General features: G+C 50.6%; 19 protein-coding genes. 8 read left to right on the top strand and 11 right to left on the bottom strand.

Annotated features, from left to right (window positions below):
• Nucleotides 1-30 precede the first annotated feature (30 nt).
• From E4T81_RS13700 to E4T81_RS13680, 5 genes are read right to left on the bottom strand one after another with little or no spacing between them, the layout of a single operon-like run.
• Entirely contained in the window at nt 31-1,455 is a 1,425-nt protein-coding gene (locus E4T81_RS13700; protein WP_371683055.1) for an SUMF1/EgtB/PvdO family nonheme iron enzyme, read from the bottom strand.
• A gap of 21 nt (nt 1,456-1,476) precedes the next feature.
• Nucleotides 1,477-2,457, bottom strand: coding sequence for a type IX secretion system membrane protein PorP/SprF (locus E4T81_RS13695; protein ID WP_135045553.1), 981 nt, complete (start codon nt 2,455-2,457; stop codon nt 1,477-1,479).
• 8 nt (nt 2,458-2,465) lie between these two features.
• Nucleotides 2,466-3,200 carry a porin family protein gene (locus E4T81_RS13690; RefSeq protein WP_135045551.1) on the bottom strand — a complete coding sequence of 245 codons (735 nt, stop codon included), beginning with the start codon at nt 3,198-3,200 and terminating at the stop codon, nt 2,466-2,468.
• Nucleotides 3,201-3,248: 48 nt separating this feature from the next.
• Nucleotides 3,249-4,043: an SDR family oxidoreductase gene (locus tag E4T81_RS13685; RefSeq protein ID WP_135045549.1), complete on the bottom strand. Its 795-nt coding sequence runs from the start codon at nt 4,041-4,043 to the stop codon at nt 3,249-3,251.
• Nucleotides 4,044-4,098: 55 nt separating this feature from the next.
• Nucleotides 4,099-4,425 (bottom strand): hypothetical protein, encoded by a 327-nt coding sequence (locus tag E4T81_RS13680; RefSeq protein WP_135045547.1) that lies wholly within the window; start codon nt 4,423-4,425, stop codon nt 4,099-4,101.
• Between the two features lie 166 nt (nt 4,426-4,591).
• Here E4T81_RS13680 and E4T81_RS13675 point away from each other — a divergent pair, with 166 nt between their 5' ends.
• From E4T81_RS13675 to E4T81_RS13645, 7 genes are all read left to right on the top strand, one after another.
• Nucleotides 4,592-5,389: a M48 family metallopeptidase gene (locus E4T81_RS13675; RefSeq protein ID WP_135045545.1), complete on the top strand. Its 798-nt coding sequence runs from the start codon at nt 4,592-4,594 to the stop codon at nt 5,387-5,389.
• A gap of 172 nt (nt 5,390-5,561) precedes the next feature.
• Nucleotides 5,562-7,178, top strand: a complete 1,617-nt coding sequence (locus tag E4T81_RS13670; RefSeq protein ID WP_135045543.1) for a CTP synthase — start codon at nt 5,562-5,564, stop codon at nt 7,176-7,178.
• On the top strand, nt 7,178-9,280 hold the full coding sequence (gene yidC / locus E4T81_RS13665) for a membrane protein insertase YidC (protein WP_245207083.1): 2,103 nt from the start codon (nt 7,178-7,180) through the stop codon (nt 9,278-9,280). The genes E4T81_RS13670 and yidC overlap by 1 nt, the downstream gene beginning before the upstream one ends.
• Before the next feature lie 80 nt (nt 9,281-9,360).
• Nucleotides 9,361-10,536, top strand: coding sequence for an iron-containing alcohol dehydrogenase (locus tag E4T81_RS13660; RefSeq protein WP_135045541.1), 1,176 nt, complete (start codon nt 9,361-9,363; stop codon nt 10,534-10,536).
• On the top strand, nt 10,536-11,477 hold the full coding sequence (locus E4T81_RS13655) for a GNAT family N-acetyltransferase (RefSeq protein ID WP_135045539.1): 942 nt from the start codon (nt 10,536-10,538) through the stop codon (nt 11,475-11,477). Before E4T81_RS13660 ends, E4T81_RS13655 begins: the two co-directional genes overlap by 1 nt.
• A 108-nt stretch (nt 11,478-11,585) precedes the next feature.
• Nucleotides 11,586-12,533, top strand: a complete 948-nt coding sequence (gene cysK / locus E4T81_RS13650) for a cysteine synthase A (RefSeq protein ID WP_135045537.1) — start codon at nt 11,586-11,588, stop codon at nt 12,531-12,533.
• Between the two features lie 16 nt (nt 12,534-12,549).
• Nucleotides 12,550-13,194, top strand: coding sequence for a response regulator transcription factor (locus E4T81_RS13645; RefSeq protein WP_135045535.1), 645 nt, complete (start codon nt 12,550-12,552; stop codon nt 13,192-13,194).
• 122 nt (nt 13,195-13,316) lie between these two features.
• On the opposite strand, the gene E4T81_RS13640 is transcribed toward E4T81_RS13645, so the two are convergent.
• The 3 genes from E4T81_RS13640 to E4T81_RS13630 are packed head-to-tail and all read right to left on the bottom strand — an operon-like array spanning nt 13,317 to nt 20,430.
• The gene (locus E4T81_RS13640; protein WP_135045533.1) at nt 13,317-15,662 is read right to left on the bottom strand and encodes a glycoside hydrolase family 3 N-terminal domain-containing protein; all 2,346 of its coding nucleotides are present in this window, start codon (nt 15,660-15,662) and stop codon (nt 13,317-13,319) included.
• Nucleotides 15,663-15,701: 39 nt separating this feature from the next.
• The gene (locus tag E4T81_RS13635) at nt 15,702-17,441 is read right to left on the bottom strand and encodes a hypothetical protein (protein WP_135045531.1); all 1,740 of its coding nucleotides are present in this window, start codon (nt 17,439-17,441) and stop codon (nt 15,702-15,704) included.
• A gap of 16 nt (nt 17,442-17,457) precedes the next feature.
• The gene (locus tag E4T81_RS13630) at nt 17,458-20,430 is read right to left on the bottom strand and encodes a tetratricopeptide repeat protein (RefSeq protein WP_135045529.1); all 2,973 of its coding nucleotides are present in this window, start codon (nt 20,428-20,430) and stop codon (nt 17,458-17,460) included.
• A gap of 362 nt (nt 20,431-20,792) precedes the next feature.
• Between E4T81_RS13630 and E4T81_RS13625 the strand changes: the two genes are divergently transcribed.
• Nucleotides 20,793-21,794: a hypothetical protein gene (locus E4T81_RS13625; RefSeq protein WP_135045527.1), complete on the top strand. Its 1,002-nt coding sequence runs from the start codon at nt 20,793-20,795 to the stop codon at nt 21,792-21,794.
• 148 nt (nt 21,795-21,942) lie between these two features.
• Here E4T81_RS13625 and E4T81_RS13620 read toward each other — a convergent pair whose 3' ends face one another.
• Genes E4T81_RS13620 through sufC form a run of 3 tightly spaced genes read right to left on the bottom strand, consistent with a single transcriptional unit; the run spans nt 21,943 to nt 25,301 of the window.
• Nucleotides 21,943-23,163: an aminotransferase class V-fold PLP-dependent enzyme gene (locus tag E4T81_RS13620; RefSeq protein ID WP_135045525.1), complete on the bottom strand. Its 1,221-nt coding sequence runs from the start codon at nt 23,161-23,163 to the stop codon at nt 21,943-21,945.
• Nucleotides 23,164-23,166: 3 nt separating this feature from the next.
• Nucleotides 23,167-24,528, bottom strand: coding sequence for a Fe-S cluster assembly protein SufD (gene sufD / locus E4T81_RS13615; RefSeq protein ID WP_135045523.1), 1,362 nt, complete (start codon nt 24,526-24,528; stop codon nt 23,167-23,169).
• 2 nt (nt 24,529-24,530) lie between these two features.
• Nucleotides 24,531-25,301, bottom strand: a complete 771-nt coding sequence (gene sufC, locus E4T81_RS13610) for a Fe-S cluster assembly ATPase SufC (RefSeq protein WP_135045521.1) — start codon at nt 25,299-25,301, stop codon at nt 24,531-24,533.
• Nucleotides 25,302-25,343: the final 42 nt, after the last annotated feature.

Genomic DNA, 25,343 nt, shown 5'->3' with positions numbered 1-25,343 from the left:
TGCTCTTGATTGGTAGTAAGTATAAGGTTTTTATTTCTTCTGTCCTTTGGCAAAGCCTATCTGGGTCCTGACGTTGCGGAATCCGATATAGCTTCGCTGTTCATTCTGATATTCCCACATGCGTATGTCGCTTCTTACGTTGTGGGCGACATCTTTCCACGAACCGCCTCTGACAATCTTGCGCTTCATGCGGTAGGGGTCTTCTACAGCCGCGTCATAGCGGTATTCCGGATTCAGGTCGCTCGTAAGCTTGCCTACACTTTCCGTATAGGCTGTGGAGGTCCACTCGCTGACATTTCCCGCCATGTCGTATAGTCCGAAGTCGTTTGGCGCGTAAGTCCCGACACGTGACGTGATTATGTGGCCGTCTCTGACATAGTTTCCCTCAGCGGGCTTGAAGTTGGCGTAGAAGCATCCTTTATCTTCCGTGAGCGGAAGCTCCCCGTCCCAGGGATACATGTTCTCGTCTTTACCGGCACGTGCGGCATACTCCCATTCCGCTTCTGTCGGGAGACGGTAAGGCTCGATATATATGCCGTCTTTGCCGAGCGACCTGCGCAGGAAGTCGGTGCGCCAGTTGCTGAACGCGTTGGCCTGTTCCCAGCTTACACCTACGACAGGATAGTCGCTGTAGCCTCCGTGGGAGAAATAGAGTCTCACATAAGGCTCGTTGTAAGCGTTGTCAAAGTCGTTTATCCATGCGGTGGTGTCGGGGTAGACATTGACAATGTATGTGTTGAGGAAGTCGTAGTCACCGGTCAGGGCGCGTGTGATGGTCTCGCGCACAATCTCACCCTCGTCATTTATATAGGCTGTGTCTTTTGATATGACGGGAAGGTCGGTTGGCACAGGTTTGTCGGTATTGTATTCGCGACGTGCCGGGTTCAGACGGTTTTTGCGCTTTGCCGCTTCTGTGTGGTTATACACTTCATATCGGTAAGTCAGCTGCTCCGGGTCAAGCTCCTTTACACCTGTGATAGGATTGACGCGGTACAGGCTTTCGATAGCCCGCGCTTCGTCTTCGCCGGGATTGCGCCAGGGTATCGGCTTGTTCCAGTTAAGATAGGGCCCGATAGGGTTTCCTTCCCTGTCTTCTTCTATTTTATAGGCTTCGTTGCCGCCATAGGCAGGGTCGGCGAGGCGTTCGCGGATAATAGAGTCCCTTACCCAGAATACAAATTGCTTGTATTTGCTGTTGGTGATTTCGGTCTCGTCCATCCAGAATCCGTCGACCGAGATGCCACGGGCATCGGCACGGAGATTCCACGCGCTGTCGGCTTGCGACGGTCCCACTTTCATGGAGCCGCGGTCAATGAGAACCATTCCGTAAGGTGTCGGCTCGGTCCAGGATGTGCCGCCTACGCCGGTCACTTCTCCACCCGAACTGCTCCTGCCTCCTACGGCGCATGACGCCAGCATGGCGCAGGCGAATATGGTCATAAACAGATGTTTCAGATCTTTTCTCATATTGATTGGTTACATTATGCGTATGCTTTTATGCTTATGCTTGTTTTTCTCTCCAAGGTCGAGTTTCAACCGGTAGCCCGCCCATATCTCGTGGCTTCCGTTGCTGGCTCTCGATATGGCTGAAGTGGCGTAATCGTAGCTGTAGCCCAGAAAAAAGTTTTTAAATTCAGCACCCAGTATCAGCGAAATGGCATCGTTAAGCCGATAGCCGAGTCCGGCGGTGAGAAACTTGTTGTAACGCACTCTCGCCGTGACCTCGCCGGTAGTGAACGTGAAGTCGCTTTTCACAAGAAATGACGGTTGTATTTCAAATAACGTGTTTTTTATAGGAATATTGCCGCCGGCGACGAAATAAACCACGCGTCCCGCCTTGAATTCATATTCTTTGCCGTCAGTGCCGTCGGTCGACATGGTGATCGAGGGCTCGTTGACATGGGTTGCCGAAAGTCCCGCCCAGAAATAGCGGTGGGTGTACCATACTCCGAGTCCGAGGTCAAATGATGTGCCGTGGACATCGGTGGTGGGGATGCCCTCGTCTGTGCCTTGATGGTAGTCGTCGCCGTCGGGCAGGATTACTTCCGAGCCCTTGAATGACTCGTCGATAAATCCGAGCTGCAGGCCTATGCTGAGCTCTCCTTTGAATAGTTTAAGCTTGTAGGCCGCCTGTGCGCCAATGGTCATGTTTTTGTAAAGACCCATGCTCTCCTGCTGCAACACAAGACCTACTCCGAAACGCTTTTCCAGAAGCTTGAAGGGCATGTCGCCCGTGACAAGAAATGTCTTCGGCGCTTTAGGTATGCCTACCCACTGCAGGCGTGAGCCGCCGCGAAGCCTTACGAAGTCAGATGTTCCGATAGCTCCGGCGTTATAGTAGGATGGCACTTCATAATACTGCGTGAACTGGGCGTCGACCTGTGCCGATGCCCGCCCGGGCAATATCATTGCTATGGCGATTATTATAAACAGCAGTATGTGGTGTAGTCTTGCCATCGGTTATGTCATTCAAAATAAAATGTAAGCACGACCATCTGTGTGGTTGCCTTTTTTAATGATTGGGTAAACTTGAATCCGTCAGGGTCGTCGACAAAATCAGGACGGTCATGTTTTATCACGTCGGTCAGCCCGAAGCAGAATTTGACTTCGGGACACAACTTGAAAAATGGCAGGTAGAAGTCGCAGCCAAATCCTGCCGTAAGCAGAAAGTCGGTGCTTTTCAGCTGTAACAGGTCGCGAGGACGACGCTTTGACACGTCAAATGTTACCATGGCTCCGGCAATGAGGTAAGGACGCGAGTTGTGGTAGCGCTGTGCCGCAAATTTAATGTCGACCGGTATTACCACAAGGTTGGTCTTGAGATTGTGCTGCTGAACTCCGCCGCCGGTCGTGTCGTGCATCCTGATTAACCGGTTGCCGAAATACATGCCGGGTGTAAACCTGAGGCTGAAATATGAGTTGAGCCTTAAATCAAAAAGTCCGTTGACGCAGAATCCCGGTGAGAAATCAGGCTGTTCCATAAACCATGTCTCGCCGTTTTCAGTGACAAAGCCGTTGTGGGTAAACTGCAGGTCCTGGGTGTGAACGCCGATTGAAAATCCGAGATGCCAGGGGCGCAGGTCGGAATAGGGACGGTTAAGCAGCTTGTCGTTACGCTGTTGCGCATGGGCAGGCGCTGCCGCTGTAAACAGCGACAGAATCATTATTGCAAGAAATTTATATGTGCGGCTTACATCCATTACTTAGTCATAACGGATGTAAGCCGGCTTTTATTATATCAGTTGTCGTCAGTTCTCTGCGAGTTCGGCGTCAATTTCGGTCTGCTCCGGGCTTGCCTCACGGGAAATTGAGAGCGGAATCCTTATCCACAGGAATCCGGGTATGAGCCTCCAGAATGCCACTGCCGTGGCCCATCGCCAGTCGACGATAGCTATGCGCGAGCGCTTCTTGATTGCCTTTATGATTAACGGCACAACTTTCTCCTCTTCCATTGTCATCGGATATATGCGGTCATTGTCAAGCAACGGGGTGCGCACCCATCCGGGACGAATATCGGTAAATGCTACATCCACGCCTTCGCTGTGGGCGAGCTGTTCGAGCGCTTCAAGATAGGTGGATTGATATTTCTTTGATGCCGAGTAGCTTGCGAGCTTTCCGATGCCCTTTGTACCTGCGACTGATGATATTACGGCTATGTGACCGTCGATGCCCTTCTCGCTCATCTTGCGGAAAAAGCGGTATACGGTGTCAAGCATGCGGGTATAGCCGACCACATTGGTCTCCACGGTGGCTATGTCCTTTTCGGTGTCAAGTTCGGGATTTTCATAACCTATGCCCGCTGTGTGGAGATATACGTCCATTCCGCCAAGCTTTCTGATAAGTCCGAGGAGTTTTTGAGGCGCTTCATTTTTATTGATGTCAATTTTCTCCCATTCAATCTGTTCGGGAAACATCTCTTTCAACTTTTTCATCGGGACTTCTTTTCTGCCGGCGACGCCGACCTTCCACCCCATAGCCGCATAGGTCTCTGCAAGGTGCAGCCCTATGCCGGAGGTGGCTCCCATAATTACGATTTTGTTCATGTAAAGGTAGCGATTAAATATTATTAATTGATTATATAGTGTGTTGTCATTATTGTCATTGCCTTGCAATGAAGTAGGTGTCGGTTGCCTGATAATGGGTGGTGTTGAAATCTATCATTATCACGCGGTCGGTTATCGCATCGTTAAGGATAGCGTCAATTCTGAGTATGTCGCTCCGGTCAAGCTCTTCCCACTGATACTGTTCCGAGCCGTCGCGCGACAGCTTTCCGTCATCTTCGGCCAGTGTCAGTATATTGTCGCAAATGTCCCGGAATCCTACACCGTCATCGCAGGAGCGTAGGTATCCGATTACTTTTGTCTTCAGTTCGTCGTCGGTATAGGTCACATGCAGAGACGTTGTGCCAAGCTTTATTCGTGTCATAGCTATATATGTATTAGTCGTTTATCCTATAACACCGGTCGATGCCAAATTGTTAAACTTATGGATAGGTGGCATGATAATTTTGCGGTTAGCATAATTTTAGTTTTCTTTGCAACTGATTTATAAAAACATTTCTCTTTGCAACATTATTTTTTTTAGTAAAATCATGAATCGAATTGTAAAGTTTTTTGCTATTGTGTGCTGCCTTGCGGTGTCTTTTCCCGCTATGGCACAATTTAATCTGAAAAAGGCGGTTGGCGCCGCTACCAAGGCTGCCCAGGCTGTGACTCTTACCGATGCACAGATGACCGCTTATGTAAAGGAGTATATCGACTGGATGGATACCCACAATAAGGTGTGTGAGCCTGACCATCCTTATACACAGCGTCTTGACAGCCTCACAAAGGGGCTTACCTCTGTGGAAGGCATACCCTTGAACTTCAAAGTGTATTGGGTGGTTGACGTAAACGCTTTCGCATGTGCCGACGGCAGTGTGCGTGTATTTGCCGCACTGATGGACATCATGAGCGATGAGGAGCTGCTTGGCGTAATCGGTCACGAGATCGGTCACGTGGCTCACCATGATTCAAAGAAGGCATTCAAGCAGTCGCTGCTTACTTCAGCTCTGAAAGACGGAATCGGTGCTACCAACGGCACAGCCGCAGCCTTGACCGACTCTCAGCTTGGCGACCTCGGTGAAGCTCTTGCCGGAGCCACTTACTCTCAGAAGCAAGAGAAGGATGCCGACGACTACGGCTACGAATTTCTCAAGAGTCACGGCAAGAACCCCTGGGCAATGGCTCTTTCATTCAAGAAGCTTAAAGCCCTTCAGGAAGAAGCGGGCGCACAGAAGGAAAGCAAAATCAATCAGCTGTTTTCTTCTCACCCCGACCTTGACAAGCGTATCGAGCGCATGGAGAAGCGTGCCACTCAGGAAGGCATAACTCCTCCCGAATCGAAGTAAGAATAAAAAGAATTAATGTGACGGGGCGGAGACACCATGACGGTGTTGCCGCCCTTGTCTTTTTAGCAAGTCGTCTTGCCTGATACACCATTCTGAAGCCGGCTGCTAAATTTATTTCAGATTGTGGATTAATTTATGTAACTTTGCGGCTTGATAAAAATAACCAACCGGCGTGGAAACAAAATATATCTTTGTGACCGGAGGAGTTGTGTCATCCTTAGGAAAAGGAATTATCTCCTCTTCGCTTGCCTGCTTGCTTAAAGCTCGCGGTCTGCGTGTTACCATCCAGAAGTTTGACCCGTATATCAACATCGATCCGGGAACTCTTAACCCCTATGAACACGGCGAGTGTTATGTCACCGTCGACGGACATGAAGCCGACCTGGACCTCGGTCATTACGAGCGCTTTACAAATGTCCCGACTACACGAGCCAACAACGTCACCACAGGGCGCATCTATCAGAGTGTCATAGACAAGGAGCGCAGGGGCGACTATCTTGGCAAGACTGTGCAGATAATCCCTCACGTGACCGATGAGATAAAGCGTAATGTCAAGCTGCTCGGCAACACAGGAAAATTTGACTATGTAATCACTGAAATCGGCGGAACTGTCGGTGACATCGAGTCGTTGCCTTATCTGGAAGCTGTCAGGCAGCTTAGATGGGAGATGGGGCAGAATGCTCTTTGCATCCACTTGACCTATGTGCCCTATATCCGTGCGGCAAAGGAGCTGAAGACAAAGCCTACCCAGCACTCGGTAAAGCAATTGCAGGAGGTAGGTATACAGCCCGACATACTGGTGTTGCGCACCGAACATGATATACCCGCCGACATGCGCCGCAAGATTGCGCAGTTCTGTAATGTGTCGCCCGACGCGGTAATCCAGTCGCCCGATGTGCCCTCGATTTATCAGGTGCCGTTAAAGATGCATGAGCAGCACCTTGACGAGATCGTGTTGCGCAAGACCGGGGTGCCCGTCGAAGGAGAGCCCGACATGTCTTCATGGCTTAAATTTCTTGACCATATGGATAAAGCCGAGGAGACGGTGACTATAGGTCTCGTCGGGAAGTATGTCGAGCTTCAGGATGCCTACAAGTCAATCAATGAATCGCTCTTTCAGGCGGCGACATACAATGACCATAAACTCAACCTGGTATATGTTCATTCCGAAAAGCTTAACGACGACAATGTCAATGAAAAGCTTTCAGGGATGGATGGAGTGATTATCGCCCCCGGTTTTGGACACCGTGGCATTGACGGCAAGTTTGTCGCGCTGAAATGGTGTCGCGAGCATGATGTACCGACATTCGGCATCTGTCTTGGCATGCAGTGCATGGTGATTGAGTTTGCGCGCAATGTGCTTGGCCTTGCCGATGCCAACTCCACCGAAATGGACACCACCACTCCTCATAATGTCATTGACCTTATGGACGAGCAGAAGTCGGTTACGGAAAAGGGAGGCACGATGCGCCTCGGGGCTTACGACTGTGTGCTCGCTCCCGGTTCACGGGCAGCAGCGGCCTATGGCAGCACCGAGGTCAAAGAGCGTCACCGCCATCGCTTTGAGTTTAACAACGATTACCGTGAGCGCTTTGAGGCGGCAGGAATGAGGTGTGTCGGAGAGAACCCTGACACTCATCTTGTGGAAGTCGTTGAACTGTCTGACCACCGCTGGTTTATCGGCACACAGTATCATCCTGAATACTCATCGACAGTGCTCAGTCCCAATCCCATATTCCTTGACTTTATTAAAGCTGCAATCACATATAAACACGATAAACAGAAATAATGGATAAAAATACGATGCTCGGACTCCTCCTTATGGGAGCAGTCATCCTCGGCTTCATGTGGCTTAATAAGCCCGAAGTCGACCCAAATAGCCCGATGCCTCAGGAACAGCTTACCTCAGGAGAGGAGAAAGCGATAACCGACAATGAGCTTGCATCGCCTGCCGACAGCCTTACCCAGGCTGAGTACAACATGCTCGCCGGAGCTATCAAACAGTATGGAGTCGCCGACTCAACCGGACGCGCTATGTTTACCACAACCGATATGAGCCTCTCTTCCGACGGTAGAAACATTCAGGGTTACGTTAAGGTAGACACTACTCAGATAAACATAAATTATCTGCTGACGCCTGAACTGAGCTCGGTGCAGCTGCCTCCGGCTCCGGTGATGAACAAGGCTATTGCTGCGGTAAAGTCGAAGCTGCGTGACCTGTCACAGTATCGTGGCTTTGCCCGCTATCTTCATGGAAGCGATACAAAAGTAAAGCTTGAAAACGAGCTTGTCTCGATCGACCTGTCAAGTAAGGGTGGAGCGATTGCGCGTGCCGAGCTTAAAAAATATGACTCTTATCGCGGCGGCAATGTGGTTGTCTGCACTCCTGACAATGACAGCTATTCATTTATATTGAACTCTTCCGACCGCGAGTTTGACACCCGTGACTTTTATTTTAATCCTGTACAGGAAAGTGACTCTACCGTATTGATGAGCCTTGACCTTGGCGGCGGTGCTTCCTTCGGGTTGCGCTATACGCTTGTCCCTGACAGCTATATAGTAAAGCTTGACGTGGTTCAGAAAGGCATGGAGTCGGTCATTCCCTCAAGCGTGGTGACTATGGATTTCCTCTGGCATCAGAAGATGACCCGTCAGGAGAAAGGACGCATGTTTGAGGAGCGCAACTCCGCGATATATTACAAATATGCCGGCGGTGATGTGGAAAACCTCAGCGAGGCTAAAAATGACGATGAGGAGGTCAACGAGCGCATAAAGTGGATTGGCTTTAAAAACCAGTTCTTCTCAATGGCGTTTATTGCCAAGAACCATTTTAACCGCGCCGACCTGAAGTCGCAGGTGCTTGACAAGCTCGACCCCGACTATCTGAAAGAGATGGATGCCGTGGCGACTGTAGACTACTCTGCATCGGAGTCCAATCCTGCATCATTTGACATTTTTGTAGGCCCTAATCTATATCCGATGCTCTCCTCTCTGTCTGACAATCTGCAGCCCGGTGACGACCTTGAGCTTACCCGTCTTGTGCCGCTTGGATGGACACTGTTCCGCTGGATTAATACATGGATTATCATCCCGGTGTTTGAGATTCTCGGCAAGTGGTTTACCAACTACGGAATAATAATTCTCTTGCTTACTATATTTATAAAGCTGATTATATTCCCGTTCACCTATAAGAGCTACATGTCGCAGGCAAAGATGCGTCTTCTTAATCCGGAGATTCAGGCTATCAACGAGAAATATCCCGGACAGGAAAATGCCATGACACGCCAGCAGAAGACGATGGAACTCTATTCGCGTGCCGGAGCCAATCCTATGGCGGGATGTCTGCCGATGTTGCTGCAGATGCCTGTGCTTATCGCGATGTTTACCTTCTTCCCGTCATGTATAGAGTTGCGCGGCGAGTCGTTCCTTTGGGCGAAAGACCTGTCGGCTCCCGATGCGATAATCTCATGGACCGGACATATTCCTCTGGTGACTGAATATTTTGGCAATCATCTGTCGCTTTTCTGTCTTCTCATGACAGTGACCAACATTATCTATACAAAGATTACCATGGCAAGCCAGGCTTCGAGCAATGCCATGCCGGGTATGAAATGGATGATGTATCTGATGCCTTTGATGTTCCTTGTGTTCTTTAACAACTATGCCGCCGGACTTAGCTATTACTACTTCCTGTCGCTTCTTATCACGATTATTCAGACTTATGTGTTCCGTCATGTCGTAAGCGAAGAGAAGATGCGTGCCAAGATGGCGGAGGCTGCCAAGAAGCCGCGTAAGAAGTCAGGTTTCATGGCTCGTCTTGAAGAGGCGCAGCGCCAGCAGCAGGCTGCGTTGCGTGAACAGCAGAAACGCCAGAAGGGCAACCGCCGTTAATGATAACCTGCAGTGCATGGTTCATGACCATATTTGATGTGGTCATGGATTATGCACTGTTTTTTTAGATATATAACATTATGGACAACTTCACATTCTGGAGTCCGACAAAATTTGTGTTCGGGCGCGACACTGAATCCTTGACCGGAAATCTTGTAAAGCAGTTTGGAGGCAACCGCGTGCTTCTTGTATATGGAGGAGGCTCGGTAGTGCGTAGCGGATTGCTCGACCGTGTCAAGAAATCGCTTGATGAAGCGGGAGTGATGTGGGAAGAGATGGGCGGTATATGCCCTAATCCTACCGACGACCGTGTGTATGAAGGCATCGATATGGTTCGTGACCATAAGATAGACTTCCTGCTTGCCGTGGGCGGCGGCTCGGTTATCGACACCGCAAAGGCGATTGCCTGCGGAGTGCCTTATGACGGTGACTTCTGGGACTTCTATTGTGGTAAAAAAGTTGTTGAGAAGGCTTTGCCGGTGGGTGTTGTCCTGACGATTCCCGCCGCCGGCAGCGAGGGCTCTGGCAATTCGGTCATTACAAAGAAAGATGGACTGATAAAGCTCAGTTTGCGCACAGAGAGTGCATTGCGCCCGCGATTTGCAGTGATGAATCCGGAGCTTACATTTACATTGCCTCAATATCAGACCGGTTGCGGCATTGTTGACATGATGGCTCACATTTTTGAACGTTACTTCTCAAACACTCCTGATTGTGAGACCACTGACAGGCTGGCTGAAGGACTTCTTACCGCTATAATTAATGAAGCGCGTAAGATAATGGCTGATCCTTATGATTATGAGGCGAGAGCCAATATCATGTGGAGCTCGACGCTTGCCCATAACGGGCTTTGTGGCACCGGCAGGGCTGAGGATTGGGCGTCACACTTTATGGAACATGAACTAAGCGCCATATATGATGTGGCCCACGGTGCCGGTCTTGCTGTCGTTAATCCGGCATGGATGAGTTATGTGAGCCGCACCAATCCGGCTAAGGTGGCGCAGTTCGCGATACGTGTCATGGGTGTGTCGCCCGACAATCGCACTGAGACCGAGATTGCAGAAGAGGGCATAAGTAGACTGAAAGAGTTTTACCGGAGCATAGGGATGCCTGTTACTCTCGGAGAGCTTGGCATCGACTCTCCCGATTTTGAGCGTCTTGTGGCAAAACTACATGAACACAAGGGCAATCCTATAGGCTCTTATGTGAAACTTTCGCCTGCCGACACGGCTGAGATATATAAGATGATGCTCTGATGAGGGTTGAGCGTTACACTCCTGCCGACAGGACGATATGGGATGAATTTGTCGGTAAATCCAAGAATGCCACCTTTCTGCTTCAACGCGGTTATATGGACTATCATGCCGACCGCTTCCCCGACCATTCGCTGATGCTGTATGATGACAGCGGAGAGCTTGTCTCGCTTCTGCCTGCGACAGTAAAGGGTGATGTGCTGTCATCCCATGCCGGACTGACTTATGGCGGTTTTGTGATGACTGAGCGCACTTCAGGTGTCGATCCCCTTGTATGGTTGGATGCGGTGACCGGATACTGTCGCAGTCAAGGATTTTCCGGACTTGTCTATAAACCTGTACCTCACATATATCATCGCATTCCCGCCGACGAGGATTTATACGCGTTGTTTCGCAACGACGCGCAGTTGACCGTCCGTAATCTTGCGACGGCAATTGACATGCGTAGACCTGTGGCTTCAAGCCGCCTCGGAAAGCGTGCGGCAAAGCGGCAGCGGCGGTTTGGTATCTCGGTGGAAGAGGTGGATGACGTGAACCTGTTCTGGCAGATTATAGTAGATGACAGGCGTGTGCGTCATAACACTGTTCCTGTCCACACTGCTGAAGAACTCGAGTCGCTTCACGCTCAATTTCCGTCGGAGATACGTTTTTTCATCGCGCGTCATGAAGGCGAAATCGTTGCCGGTGCGGTGATTTATGTGTGTAACGATGTGCTGCATCTGCAATATGCTGCATGTACGCCTGAGGGCAAGGCGATTTACGCTACCGATGTAATATACCATGACATAATTTTCAACAGGATTACCGATGCGGCATATTTTGACTTCGGGACATCCAATGAGGATGGCGGACGCTATCTTAATGCCGGCATGGTTGCCCATAAAGAGGAGTTTGGTGGTCGGTCAGTCATATATGACACATATTTCTTGAGCTTCGCAAAATAATATCTCTTACGTGTTGTTGAACAATTTGATGTCTTTACCATGTTTATGGTATTGTATCTTAATTGTTTCATTGCTATTTTTGCAAAATCAACAACCAACAGAATTATTATGGCTAAGATTTACAAGTCTCTTACCGAACTTATAGGCAACACACCGTTGCTGGAAGTCAGCAATATTGAAAATAAAAGGCATCTTCACGCGCGTGTCCTTGTCAAGATTGAATATTTCAATCCCGGTGGCAGTGTCAAAGACCGCATAGCTTTCGCTATGATTGAAAATGCCGAGAAGGAAGGACTGTTGCTTCCGGGTGCCACTATAATCGAGCCTACGAGTGGAAACACCGGTATCGGTCTTGCCTGGGTGGCCGCCGTCAAGGGGTATAAGCTTATATTGACGATGCCCGACACCATGAGCGTTGAGCGCCAGAGTCTTCTCAAGGCGTTGGGCGCAAACCTTGTCCTTACCCCGGGCAGCGAGGGAATGAGCGGAGCTATCAGAAAGGCTGCCGAGCTGAAAGCGGAAATCCCCGGGGCTTATATACCGCAGCAATTTGAAAATTCTGCAAATCCGGAGGCTCATTATATGACTACTGCGGAGGAAATATGGCGTGACACTGACGGTGATATAGATTATTTCGTAGCCGGTGTGGGCACGGGCGGTACGCTTTGTGGCACTACACGGCGGCTGAAAGAGCTAAAGCCGTCGGTAAAGGCTGTCGCCGTGGAACCTGCCGGTTCCGCCGTCATTTCCGGTGAAAAGGCCGGGGCGCATAAAATACAGGGAATTGGCGCAGGTTTTGTGCCGGCAAACTACGACAGCTCTTTAATCGACGAAGTTATAAAGGTGAACGATGACGATGCCATACGGTCGTCACGGCTTTTGGCTAAGGAGGAAGGACTGCTTGTGGGCATTTCATCGGGAGCGGCGTTGTATGCGGCACTGGAGATTGCTTCACGTAAAGAAAACGAGGGTAAGACCATCGTTGCGGTTCTGCCTGACACGGGCGAACGCTATCTGTCGACCGTGTTGTATGCCTTTGACGAGTATCCGCTCTAAGCCGGAGTGAAGAAATATGGATGGAGTGGATGCCGCTGCAGTAATTATCGCCGACCGTCAGGCGGTGACACGTATCGGGCTTGTCGCTCTTATGGAAGGGCGTAATGTCGATATGGTCTGTGTCGACAGCAAGGCTGAGCTTGTCGATGCACTGATGCTCCGGCGGAATGTGGTTGTATGGCTCGATTATGCTATCTTTGACATTGGTAGTGTGGACTCCCTCCTGATTATGATATCACGTTTCAGCATGGCTCGCTGGGTTATGTGGTCGTCAGAGTTCAATCCCGGTTTTGTAAGGCGGCTGAGTGATTGCGACAGGGTGAGTTTTGTTGAAAAGACGGCTGATATTGACGAGCTGAATCATGCGGTAGAGTCAACCCTTGCAGGCAAAAATGTAAGAAGCCATGTCGCAGATATAATAGCGCGTCACGGTAATAAGGAAGACGCGTCGCCGCTCACCAATACGGAGATTGAGATATTGAAGGCGCTCGCCCGCGGATTGACTGCAAAGGAAATTGCTGAGGCAAGATGCTCAAGTGTACACACAATCGTGACTCATAAGAAAAACATATTCCGAAAACTTGAGATAAGCACTGTGCATGAAGCCACACAATATGCTTTGCGTGCAGGGATTGTGAATCTCATAGAATATTATATTTAGTAAACGACCGTATAATCGTATATAAGTGTTATTGAATCGAATATTGATGATTGACCGGAAAGCCGGTCATAAATGAAAAAGGAGGGAAATTCCCTCCTTTTTCATTTATGACGGTTGATTGTTTAGTCGCGGTTGGGCGTGTCCCATTTCTTAGTCTCGGTAGCTCGGACATTGATTACCTGGTCGCCTACCTGAATGCGGAAATCACCTTTTTCAAGCACCCACTTTTCGTCGTAGCCGACAAATGCGAGGTCGTTGGCCGGTACGCTGAGATTTACTGTCTTTGTCTCTCCGGGCTGCAGGTCTATTTTTTCAAACTGGCGAAGCCGGCGCACATCGGGTGATGTAGAGGCAACGAGGTCGCTTGAATAGAGAAGCACACTCTCCTTGCCTGCCACACTTCCGGTATTTGTCACCTCAAGGCTGAATATAAGTGTGTCGCCGGCCTTGAATTCCGGCTTGTTGACGCGAAGATTGGAGTATTTGAATGTGGTGTAGCTCAATCCGGTGCCAAACATCCACTGCACGTCAACCACGGCGTCATAGTTATAGGCTCCCGACATTGTCTGTGAGCTTTCGCCCTTCTTGTAGTCGTAGGTGATGAGAGCCGCGCTGTGTTTCGGATAAGTGATGGGAAGTCGGCCGCTGAAGTTCTTGTCGCCTGAGAGCAGAGAGGCGAGAGCGTCGCCCCCGTAATTGCCGGGAAGCATGATGTCGACCACGGCAGATGCAAGAGGCTCGATTTCACTGATGAGGCGCGGGCGTCCTTCATTGAGTATAAGCACTATGGGTTTGCCTGTTTTTGAAAGCTCTTTTACGAGCTGTATCTGATTGGCAGAGAGGTTGAGGTCGTTGATATTGCCCGGAGTCTCGCAATAGCTTGTCTCTCCTATGCAGGCGACAATGATGTCTACATTCTTTGCCGCGTCAACTGCCTTTGAGATTCCTGACGCATCTTCCGGGCCGAAGTTTCCGCCCCACTGGTAGTCAAGATATTTCACACCTTCCTCAAACACTACGTTTTCTTTGCCGAAGCGCTCGGTAAGGCTTTCATAGATGGTATTGTGCTGCTCGGCAATCTTGTCGGTGTACTGTCCCTGCCAGGTGTAGGTCCATCCTCCGTTGAGCGAGCGCATGGAGTTGGCGTTAGGTCCGGTGACGAGTATGCGTTTGCCTCCTTTTATAGGCAAGATTGAGTTGTCGTTTTTCAGCAACACCATAGACTCTTCTGCTGCCTGGCGTGAAGCGTCGGCAAACTCTTTCGAGCCAAAAAGCGGATAGTCGGTCCATTTCGTGTCGGGATATTCAAAAAGACCGAGGCGCATCTTCAATCTTAATATACGGGCACATGCGTCATCGATGCGGCTCATCGGCACTTCTCCTTCTTCTACAAGCTCTTTCAGCAGAGTGCAGAAGTCCACGTCATACGGCTCCATCGCCATGTCAATGCCTGCGTTGATGGCAAGGCGTATGGCGTCTTTCTTGTCGGCAGCGACATATTCACGGGTGTACAGGTTGTTGATGTCGGCCCAGTCGGTGACAATCATGCCGTCCCATTCAAGCTCGTCCTTGAGCCATTGGGTAAGATACTTTGCATTTGCGTGAAACGGTATTCCGTTGTTGGTAGTGGAGTTTACCATTATCGACAGCGACTTTCCGTTGCGGATTGCTTCAAGATAGGGAGCGAAGTGCTTTTCTCTCATTTCCTGCTCGCTGATCGAGGAGTGAGTGCGGTCTTTTCCGCTTACCGGCACGCCATAGCCCATGAAGTGCTTGAGATTGGACGCTATGTGGTAGCGGTCGATATGGTTGGGGTCGGGACCCTGCATGCCGAGCACTGTCGCGCTACCCATCTGTGCGCTCAGATAGGCGTCTTCGCCATAATTCTCCCATATGCGCGGCCAGCGCGGGTCTCTTCCGAGGTCGACGGTGGGATTGTAAGTCCAGGGCACATCGCTTGCGCGGGTCTCGTAGGCGGTGATTTCACCTCCGCGGCGAGCAAGCTCTCTGTTGAAAGTGGCACCCATGTTTATATTCTGAGGAAACAGAGTGGCACCCATCGTGTAGCTCGCTCCGTGGTTCATGTCAAGACCGTAGATACAGGGGATGCCGAGATGTTCCATAGAGTAAGCCTGAATCTGTGATACTATCGAGTACCATTCTTGGGGCGTAAGTGCAATGTCGGCTACATTAAGGATTGAGCCTACCTTATATTTGCCTATGATTTTATCAAGGGAGTCGGCAGCGATAGTGAAGTCGCTGCGTGTCGCCGGGTCAAACGGACCGCCGAGCACACCGAGTGTCAGCTCTGCCATCTGTCCTACCTTTTCTTCGAGCGTCATTTTCTTCAAGAGTTGCTCGATACGCTGTTCCATGGCTTCGTCACGAGGTATTACCGGCGACGAGTGCAGTGTCATGACACCACAGGTTGCCACAAGTGCCGTGGCAATGAGTTTTGTCAGTTTCATCGTGTTGGTGATTAGGTTTAGTATTTGTTGGTGTTTGGATTAGAATTTGTATCCGATGCCGGCGAGTCCGCTTACCCCTTTTGACGGTATGCCATAAAATGTATCCCACTTTTCGTTAAGGAGGTTCTCTACGCGGACTCCTACGGTAAACGCCGGGGTTATCTGATAGGCTGCGCCTAAGTGCAGATTGTTGACGTCACCGAGTTTTACGCGGCGCGTATATAGATTTTCGCTGAACTGGGCGACACCGAGTCCGCTTGGCGAGATTTCGTAGGCTGAGCGTCCGGAGCGGAGCCGGTAGCCGAGTTCAAGGTCGAGGGCTTTGACGGGATTGACCGTCACTTTGGCTTCGACTACATGCTTTGCGCGGTCAAGCCACGCGGCATTACCCTTGTCATAGTCTTGCGGCGCTCCGTCATAAGACACTCTTATCGCGAACAGGTCGCGGTAACGGTAGTTGAACGCTCCGCCATAGTGATAGTCGGAGAAATCGACCGGCTGATAAAATCCGGCAAGATAATCCTGACCGTTGAGCAACGCGGGCATCAGGAGATTGTTGACTTTGCCGCCTCCACCGTGAACCTCGATACTTGCTCCGGCAAAGGGACCGATTATGAATCCGGCGTCGACATTCCAGCGGGTGTGGCTGTCACCATAGGCAAGCGATGGATTTATGTAGTGGTTGGCTGTAAAGAGTGACGACAGGTCGTTGAGCGACGGATTGCCTCCGGTAAAACGCGCGTAGATGGCAAATTTGTCGCCTGAGCGCCAGTCGGCACGCAGGTCGGGTGCTATTCTGAAACCATTGTCTCCGCCCCAGGTGTCATACAGCTGAAGACCGAGTTTTATAGAGTAGGAGGTGCCTGCATGACGGTAATATGGCGTGACGGCGACATATCCGTGGCTGTAATTGCCTCTCGGCTCGATGACAAATGTAGAGCCGCCCGCGGCTGTCGTTATTGTATTTGATGCGCCGGCAAAAGCTGTGTTTATGTCAGCGCCCACAAAATTACGGTTGTCAAATCCATAGGCTCCCCCAAGATTGATTTTCGCGTGATTCTCAGTCAGAGGCTTCAAGGATGATGAGCCCACACCTCTGTCATGACCTTCCGTGAAGTTGAAAAATCCGTAATCGACAGCTGCGTTGTAGCTGAAATTGCCGGCAGCGCCATGCCATCCGATGCCGGCAAGAATGGTGTTGGATGCCTGTGAAACGCCGTCACCGGGTATGATGGGGAAGTTAAATGACGCGAGCCTGTAGGATAGGTGGGCGTCAAGAGTTCCGGCTCCATCTATGCTGTGGCTCAGGTTCATCCCGATTGTTGCCGTGTGGTCGCGCATGTCGATTTTGTCGCCGGCGCGGTTATTGCGCTTATAGCTGCTTCCGTTATATTGCAGCCATGCTCCGAGGCGAGTCGCTTCTTTGTCAACAATGCGGTATCCTGCCGATACGCCTATCTCAAGCAAAGGGAAATAACCGGCGTCAAGATAGCCGCGGTAAGGCGACTTCTCCATCGTCGCCTCATAAGCCGCAGGAGGAAGGAGGGTGATGTCGTGGGTGACCGGAGCGTCGATGCCGCGGTAGGTCCACTTCAGGTTTTTAGTCTCGATAGCCGGAAGATTGAATTGCGGGAGCAGCAATAGCTTCTGTGCTTCGCGTTCCTGCAACACTATGTCTTTCTCCACCGTGATTTCTTTAGTGAGGTCATCGGCGGTTGCCGTGTGAGATAGGCTGATTGCGGCGATTAAAGCCGCCATGTTATATGCTGTTTTTGCCATTGTCGTGAGTGTGGTGTTACTTTAGTCGCTCGTCAATCATGTTGAATATGTCTTTCTCATTGCCGGGATAGTTTTCCTTGAGGCTTTTGAGATATTCCGTAGCCTCGAAGTCGCTGCCCTGTCTCTTGCAGATGTCGCTCAACAGTATGTAGCCTCTGGCAAGCCAGTAGCTGTGAGGCGTATTGGAGTCGATAAGCTTCTCGACCGCACTTTTTGCCTTCTTTGTGGCTCCTGTGTCAAAGTAGTGCTGTCCGAGGTAGTAGGCTGATTTGGCTCCGTAGAGGTCATCGGTGTTTTTAGCGAGTTTTTCCCACTCCTTGACAGCCTCATCGCCTCTGCCCGACCGGGAAAGGGCATAAGCCTTGGAGTAGATGATTTCGTTTTTCTGCGCTGTGCCGATGGCTGTGGATTTTAACAGTTTGTCGGCAATGTCGATTACATCGGAGTGACGGTTCATGTCGCGCGATACACGTAATATGCCGAGGCGTGCGGTGACAATGTTGCGCGATGCCGACGCCCGCGATTCAAGACGCTTGAATGTGGCGAGTGCAGCCTCTCCGTTGCCGAGGTCATACTCTACGCTTCCCTTGATGGCGAGCGCGTCTTCCGCAGCTTCCGAGTCGGGATAGCGGTCGGTGAGCATCGTGGCATATTTTAATGCCTCGGCGGGATTGCCTGATTCAAGCGCTGATTGTGACAGATAGGTGAGTGCCTGGGTCTCGTAACGGCCTCCGGGATATTGGGTGATATAATCTTTGAGTCTTGTCGTCTTGCTCTTGTCGTTGAGGTAGGTGCGTTCAGCCGCGTGGAATGTCAGTTCGTCGAGTTCCGATGTCTCAAACTTCGGCGCGTTAGGCACAGAGGCTATGAACCGGCTGAATTCGTTGAGCCTTCCCTCGTCGGCCATGAGCCGCTTCAGGTCGTCGGAGGCAACGCGCGCCTCCTCGCTTGTCGGGTAATTGCGTATTACGGTCTGATATGACTGGATGGCTTTTTCTGTATTCCCTTGCGCGAGCTGCGTGATTGCAAGCTGCAGATAGCCGTTTCTGCCCTGGGAGGTGGTGGGATAGCGTTTTACGAGCGCTTCGTAGACTACTGTCGCATCGCCGGGACGGTTAAGCGAGACATAGCTCTCCGCTTTTTCAAGCATTGCCGCCGGCACGAGTCCTGACGAGGGATAACGCTCCATCATGTCGTCAAGCGACTCGATCTTGCCGCGATGATTCTTGACAAGGCCCTTCATCATGGCTTTCTGGAACAGGGCGTAGTCGCCCGCCTCCGGATTGAGAGAGTAGGCGCGGTCATAGTTTGCCGATGCCGAGTTGAAGTCTGACTGGTAATAATGGCAGTCGCCGAGACGGTTGTAGGTGTCGGCGATGACCTGCTCGTCAAGGTTGCCGGGTGTCTTGACCACACGTTCAAAGTCAGCGCGTGCGTCTCCGTAGCGTTTTTCGGCAAAGAGGGCATACCCGCGGTCATAATAGGCGAGCGGACGGTTGGCGTCACTTGCCTTTGATGCTTTCAGGTAGTCGTTGTAGGCGCGTGTGGCTCGTTGATATTCGCCTTGTCGGTAATAACAGTCGCCGAGCCAGAGGTCACACTCGGTTGCGATGGCTTTGCTCTGCGAGGCAAGTGATTTAGCCTCTGTGAACCGGGTTATCGCCCGGCTTACGCGCCCCGAGGCGAGGTCGCGGGTGCCGAGGGTGTAGAGTACACGCTGTTTTGCGGTAAGTATCTTTGCCGACGGGCGACGTATCTTTTGGATTGACTCGAGCGCTTTTTCGTAATTGTTGTCGGTCATGTAGCCGGTCACGAGGTATTCCTCCACCTCGGGAGCGTAGCGTGAGTCGGGATAGCGCTTGAGGAAGTCCTCAAACATGGTTACCGAGCTTCCGAAAGGTGTCTTTCCTCCTTCTGCCTTTGCCACGGCATAGTTGTAGAACGCCGTTTCCTGCACATTCTTGTCGTAGTCCATGCGATAGGCTTTTTCGAGGGCGAGAAGGGCGGCGTTCAGGTTGCCGAGCTGTAGATAAGACTGTCCGATATAGAGATAAGCCGACTGACCCATGGCATCGTCACATTTCGTTACGGGCTGCAGCGTATAGATTGCCGCCTCATAGTCATCGTCCTTATATTGGCTTACTCCTAATATGTACATTGCCGACGGCTTGGGGTTGGTGACATCGCCGGTGTACTCGGCTATGTATGGCATCGCTGCCTCTTCGTTTCCGAGATTGTAGAGCGACTCGCCCGCTATGCGCTGCATCTCCGACTTATATTCCGGGATGTCGTTCATGTGGGTTTTCGCAAGCTCGGCGGCTTTTTCATAGTCGCGGTCTATATAGGCTATCTGGGTAAGATAGTAGGGCGCACGGTTGCCCGGCTCGGTGCGGGTGTTTACTCCTGAAAAATATTTTTTAGCCTCGGCATAAGCTCCTTGGGCGTAATAGATGTAGCCTTGATAAAAGCGCGACGCGGCTCCATAACGGCTTGAATCCTGAAGAGCCCTGAATCCCTGAAGGGCTTTCTCGTAGTCGTCAAGCATCATGCGGCAATATGCGGTGCGGTATTCATAATTTTCCTGAGAGGCAAGGTCGAGCCCGCTTTGGTCGATGGCACGGTAGAGCGAAAGCGCCTTCTTGTAGTTGCCTTCATAAAAATCACAATCGGCGATTGCCATGCGGGCGTTGAGGCGGTGGGGCGATGCCGGATATTCGCTTACAAACTTTTCAAGAGCCTCTCGCGCCTCGGCAATCAATCCCGACTGCAGGTAACTTAGCGAGGTGATATAATCCGACTCTTCTTTGGCAAGCCCTGTTGAAAGAGAGTTGGCAGCCGATGTCAGCTGGTCTATGGCTCCTTGATAATTTGTGTCACGATACATCAGTTCACCACGGATCCTGTAACCGTCGGGAGCCGGGGAGTTGACCTGTGGATGTGCGCTTAGTGCAATTGCAAGCGCCGCAGGCAATATAACAATCTTTTTCATCTATTGCAGGTTTTATTTCGACAGGTCGCTCCGATAGAGTCATCCCTCAATGATTGACCTCCCGACTATTACAATGCAAAGATAAGAAAAGTTTATATAAGGATATAATTATAATGTGATTTGGTGGGAAATAGTGCCGTAGGGCACCTCAACGAGATGTAAGGTTGGGGAGGAGGAAGGAAATTGTAAATGGTGCAGGATGAAATACGCCTGATTTGGCATGTGATTTTTAGTCACGGGAGGCAAAGTGTAAGAATAAGATAAAATAGTATAATTGCGAGGCGCTAATTGTGCTTATATTTGCGATACCTTAACATAAAAAGAATTAACTAACCTAATTTAATAACCTAAATCAAACATTTATGATTAAAAATTTACTCTCTTTTGCTGCTGTCGCAGCTCTTGCAGTGTCGTCAGCTAATGCTGAAACTCTTGACCTTACATTAGAAGACCTTGGTTCCGGATGGGGTTCTACTTACAATCCGTCCACAAAGACAATTACATACGAATCTGATTGGTCTGGTCGCGGTTGGTGGCTCGGTGATGTTGATTACAGTGCTTATGATGAAGTTGTAATTGAATTTGAGCCGGTAGAATTTAATATTCAAGTTGTAGTGCAATATAATTATAAGCCTGAAGGCGCTACTGAAGGAGTGTCAGAAGCGACTATGGGAGAAGCTGGAGCTACTCAAATTGTGGCGCCGCTTAATGAAGAATATAAAAACTCTATAATGCAAATTTATATTCAGTCATCAAAGGCGGGAGATGTTACTCTTAAAAGCGCTTATCTTCAAAATGCGGAAGTTGTAGATCCCGATGCTGTTAAAGAATTATGGAGTGGAGATCAGGCTCTTGACTGGTGGGATCATGCGATTAAGGTACCCGTTTCAACTTTTGTTGCCGCTAAAGTTAAGGAAGGTGACAAGCTTAATGTTTCTTATGTAAATACCGGTGATGCTGCAGCCGAGAAGTATTGCAACCTGAAGGTTCAATTGTTGTTGGCTAACTGGAGTCAGGAAATACTTCCGGGATTTGCACTTTCAGAAGGTTTTCAGGAAGAGTATGGAACTGTAAATCTGTCTGAGGCTTCCGGCGTATTTTCAATTGAACTTGGCGAAGACGATGTAAAGGAACTTACTGATGCAACAGCAAATCAGAGCTTGATGTTTGTAGGTGAGAATATCACTGTTACTCAAATTGATCTTGTACCTGCAACCGGTACAGTAGGTATCGACAATGTTGCTGTTGATGAAAATGCTCCTGTTGAGTATTACAATCTTCAGGGTGTAAAGGTGGCTAACCCCGCCAATGGTATCTACGTTGTTCGTCAGGGCAACAAGGTAAGCAAGGTGCTTGTTAAGTAATGCTTATTTAGTTATCTCAATAAAAAATCAGGGGATGCGTTCAGGCGCATCCCCCTTTTTATATAAATACAGGTAAGGTGATTCCGTTAATGTGTTGCATTTGCGGTGAAGTCGTGTGGCATGCTCATGGGGAATACCCATCGGGATGTCAACCGAGCATCATCGCCACTCGTTTAAGTGCTGCGATAAAGATGTCACACTCTTCAATCGTGTTGTATAGTCCGAAAGAGGCTCTTACAGTGCCCTCGATTCCGAGGCGGTGCATGAGCGGTTCGGCGCAGTGATGACCTGTGCGTACAGCTATGCCGAGTTTGTCGAGCAACATTCCTGTGTCGTAGTGATGGGCGTCGCCGATGAGAAATGATATGATTGCGTCCTTGCCCGGCGCGGTTCCGAATATCCTCATTCCGGGAATTTCCATCATCTTTTGAGAGGTGTATTCAAGAAGCTTATGCTCATGAGCCGCTATCGCTTCCATGCCTATCGGTTCAAGATAGTCGATTGCGCTTTTAAGCGCGGCGATGTCCACAAAGTCGGGGGTTCCCGCTTCAAATTTATAGGGAAGCTCGGCAAAAGTGGTGTGTTCAAAACTTACATTGCCTATCATTTCGCCGCCGCCCTGATAGGGAGGCATCTTTTCCAGAAGGTCGCGTTTGCCATAAAGCACTCCTATCCCCGACGGTCCATACATCTTATGGGAAGAGAATGTGTAAAAATCGCAGTCAAGTGCGGTCACGTCGACACGTTGGTGGGCTACAGCCTGCGCTCCATCGACAAGCACCGGCACGCCATTGTCATGAGCAATCCTGATAATCTCGTCGACAGGATTGACTGTGCCGAGAACATTGCTCACATGCGCTATCGCCACCATAGCGGTGTGGCTGTTGAAAAGCTTGGCGTAAGCGTCAAGATCCAGCACCCCCCTGTCGTCCATAGGGATTACGCGGAGCTTCACGTTCACTCTGCTTTGCAGGAGCTGCCATGGCACGATATTGGCGTGATGCTCCATGACGCTGACTATTATCTCGTCGCCGTCATGAAAAAAACTGCCGTATGACGATGCCACGAGGTTTATCGCCTCTGTGGTGCCGCGGGTGAAGATTATCTCGTCGGTGGAAGCGGCGTTTATCCATCCTCTCACTCTTTCGCGTGCCGCCTCCTGCAAGGCGGTCATCTCCTGGGAGAGGGTGTGGACGCCGCGGTGTACATTGGCTTTTGAGTTATAATATATATGCTCGATGCTTTCCACGACCTGTCGCGGGGTCTGCGACGTCGCGGTGTTGTCAAGATATACGAGCTGCCGGTTATATATTTTCCGGTCAAGACCGGGGAAGTCGGAACGTAACCGGTTTACGTCATAATTGTCCATAATCTACTGTTTTTTTACCGATGCACATCCTGAGGCGCAGTCACCGCAGAATGACTGCTGACCGTGAAAGCGTTTTTCGACAAGCATGTGGAGACGCTCGCGCAATCCCTCCATCCTTACTGTGTCGATAACCTCCGACATGAATGCCTGCATAAGCATCGTGCGTGCCATCTTCTCTCCGATTCCGCGGGAGCGCATGTAAAACAGCGCTTCCTGGTCGAGCTGACCGGTTGTCGCTCCGTGGCTGCACTTCACGTCGTCGCAGTATATGAGCAGCTGCGGTTTGGTGTGCATCTTCGCTCCGGTCGAGGCGAGCAGATTGCGGTCGCTCTGATAGGCTTCGGTCATTACCGCGCCTTCGTTGACCACGATTCCACCTTCAAACGCACCGGAAGCATCGTCGTCAAGCACATATTTGAACAGCTGGCGGCTGTGACAGTGGGAGCCACGGTGATTTACCGAAGAGTTATTGTCGATGTGCTGATGTCCGGAGGCTATGGCCATTCCTGCGAGCAAGGTGTCGCAGCCGTCGCCGGCAATCTCGATTGCGTAGTCATTGCGGGTGTTGCCGCAGCTGAGTGTCATGCCGTTGATGAGCAGCGACGAGCCCGATTCCTGACGGGCATATATTGACGAGCATCGCGCTGTGCCTTCGCCTGATTCCTCAAGGTCGTAGTAGTCGAGACGCGAGTTGGCGTTGAGTGCAATCTCCACTATCTGCGATGACAGATATTTCTGAGCGCAGTCCTGTGTGTGGTCACACACGAGCAGTTGTGCCGAAGCTCCTTCTTCCATGACAATAAGCACCCTGCGTATTGCCATGAGCGGAGTGGGGGAGCTGAATATGTTTACAAGCTGCAACGGCTTTTCAAGCGCGACGCTCTTGGGCACATATATGAATACGCCGTCCTGGACGAGCATTGTGTTGAGCGCCGTGGTCGCGGAGTCAAGGCTTGCGACTTTTCCGTAATATCTGCCCACGAGTTCAGGATGTTCTGCAGCCGCTTTTGCAAGCGAGCCATAAATCACCCCGTCAGGCAGCCGCGACAGCATTGTGCCTACGGGATGAAATGAATCGTTGACCACGATTCCGAGCAGAGTACTCATGTTGGGCACCCCGCAGTGAAACGAAGCCGCTACGTCAACCGGAATATTTACGCGGTTGATGTTTAGCCCGAAGTCGGGAGCCATCATTTCTTCTATCGAGGTCTTTTCGTAGCCCTCTGTGTGCCTGTCGGGAAGCTCTTTCCCTTTCAGTGCCTCGTAAGCCTCGGCACGCATGGCGTTTATCACCGGATCCGAGTGGCCGTCAAGAGCCTCGCGGTGGTCACGGTAGATATCGGTGTATTGTGAAAGACTGCCCATGGTCAATCCTGATTTTCGTTTTGCTTTAGCCAGTCGTAGCCTTTTTCTTCAAGTTCAAGCGCCAGTTCCGGACCCGCAGTCTTGACGATGCGGCCTTTGTACAATACGTGTACGAAATCGGGCTTGATGTAGTCAAGCAATCGCTGGTAGTGGGTTATCACGATGGTCGCGTTGCGGTCGGTCTTGAGCTTGTTGACGCCTCCCGCCACTATGCGAAGGGCATCGATGTCAAGACCTGAGTCGGTCTCGTCAAGGATTGACAGGCGCGGTTCAAGCACCGCCATCTGAAATATTTCATTGCGTTTTTTCTCACCGCCGGAAAATCCTTCATTTACCGAGCGCGATGCGAGTTTGTTGTCAAGCTCAACGATGGCGCGTTTCTGGCGCATCAGCTTGAGGAAGTCGCTTGCCGACAGCTGCGGCTCGTTGAAATACTTGCGCTTCTCGTTGACTGCGGCACGCATGAAATTGACCATTGACACTCCCGGTATCTCGACCGGATACTGGAATGAAAGAAACAGTCCCTCATGACTGCGGTCCTCGGGCGAAAGTTCAAGCAGTTGCTTTCCGTGGAAATCAACGCTCCCCGCGGTAACCGAGTATCCGGGAGCGCCTGCAAGCACCATCGAAAGGGTGGACTTTCCCGAGCCGTTGGGTCCCATTATGGCGTGAACCTCGCCCTCGTTCACTCTCAGGTTGATGCCTTTCAATATCTCTTTGCCGTCGACCGATGCGTGCAGGTCGTGAATGTCAAGTAATATGTTTTTATCCATTTCGGTTATGTTTTTATCTATTGTTGAATGAATGTAGGCAGC

The sequence above is a fragment of the Barnesiella sp. WM24 genome, from assembly GCF_004570975.1.
Taxonomy (GTDB): Bacteria; Bacteroidota; Bacteroidia; order Bacteroidales; family Muribaculaceae; genus Muribaculum.
Note: the sequence above shows the minus strand (reverse complement) of the source record. Positions and strands in the feature narration are given on the sequence as shown.

Coding starts and splice junctions, on each gene's coding strand:
- E4T81_RS13620 (WP_135045525.1), bottom strand. CDS start 23,163: ATGGACAATTATGACGTAAACCGGTTACGTTCCGACTTCCCCGGTCTT.
- E4T81_RS13685 (WP_135045549.1), bottom strand. CDS start 4,043: ATGAACAAAATCGTAATTATGGGAGCCACCTCCGGCATAGGGCTGCAC.
- yidC (WP_245207083.1), top strand. CDS start 7,178: ATGGATAAAAATACGATGCTCGGACTCCTCCTTATGGGAGCAGTCATC.
- E4T81_RS13690 (WP_135045551.1), bottom strand. CDS start 3,200: ATGGATGTAAGCCGCACATATAAATTTCTTGCAATAATGATTCTGTCG.
- E4T81_RS13630 (WP_135045529.1), bottom strand. CDS start 20,430: ATGAAAAAGATTGTTATATTGCCTGCGGCGCTTGCAATTGCACTAAGC.
- E4T81_RS13660 (WP_135045541.1), top strand. CDS start 9,361: ATGGACAACTTCACATTCTGGAGTCCGACAAAATTTGTGTTCGGGCGC.
- E4T81_RS13680 (WP_135045547.1), bottom strand. CDS start 4,425: ATGACACGAATAAAGCTTGGCACAACGTCTCTGCATGTGACCTATACC.
- E4T81_RS13655 (WP_135045539.1), top strand. CDS start 10,536: ATGAGGGTTGAGCGTTACACTCCTGCCGACAGGACGATATGGGATGAA.
- E4T81_RS13645 (WP_135045535.1), top strand. CDS start 12,550: ATGGATGGAGTGGATGCCGCTGCAGTAATTATCGCCGACCGTCAGGCG.
- cysK (WP_135045537.1), top strand. CDS start 11,586: ATGGCTAAGATTTACAAGTCTCTTACCGAACTTATAGGCAACACACCG.
- E4T81_RS13675 (WP_135045545.1), top strand. CDS start 4,592: ATGAATCGAATTGTAAAGTTTTTTGCTATTGTGTGCTGCCTTGCGGTG.
- E4T81_RS13625 (WP_135045527.1), top strand. CDS start 20,793: ATGATTAAAAATTTACTCTCTTTTGCTGCTGTCGCAGCTCTTGCAGTG.
- E4T81_RS13695 (WP_135045553.1), bottom strand. CDS start 2,457: ATGGCAAGACTACACCACATACTGCTGTTTATAATAATCGCCATAGCA.
- E4T81_RS13635 (WP_135045531.1), bottom strand. CDS start 17,441: ATGGCAAAAACAGCATATAACATGGCGGCTTTAATCGCCGCAATCAGC.
- sufD (WP_135045523.1), bottom strand. CDS start 24,528: ATGGGCAGTCTTTCACAATACACCGATATCTACCGTGACCACCGCGAG.
- E4T81_RS13640 (WP_135045533.1), bottom strand. CDS start 15,662: ATGAAACTGACAAAACTCATTGCCACGGCACTTGTGGCAACCTGTGGT.
- sufC (WP_135045521.1), bottom strand. CDS start 25,301: ATGGATAAAAACATATTACTTGACATTCACGACCTGCACGCATCGGTC.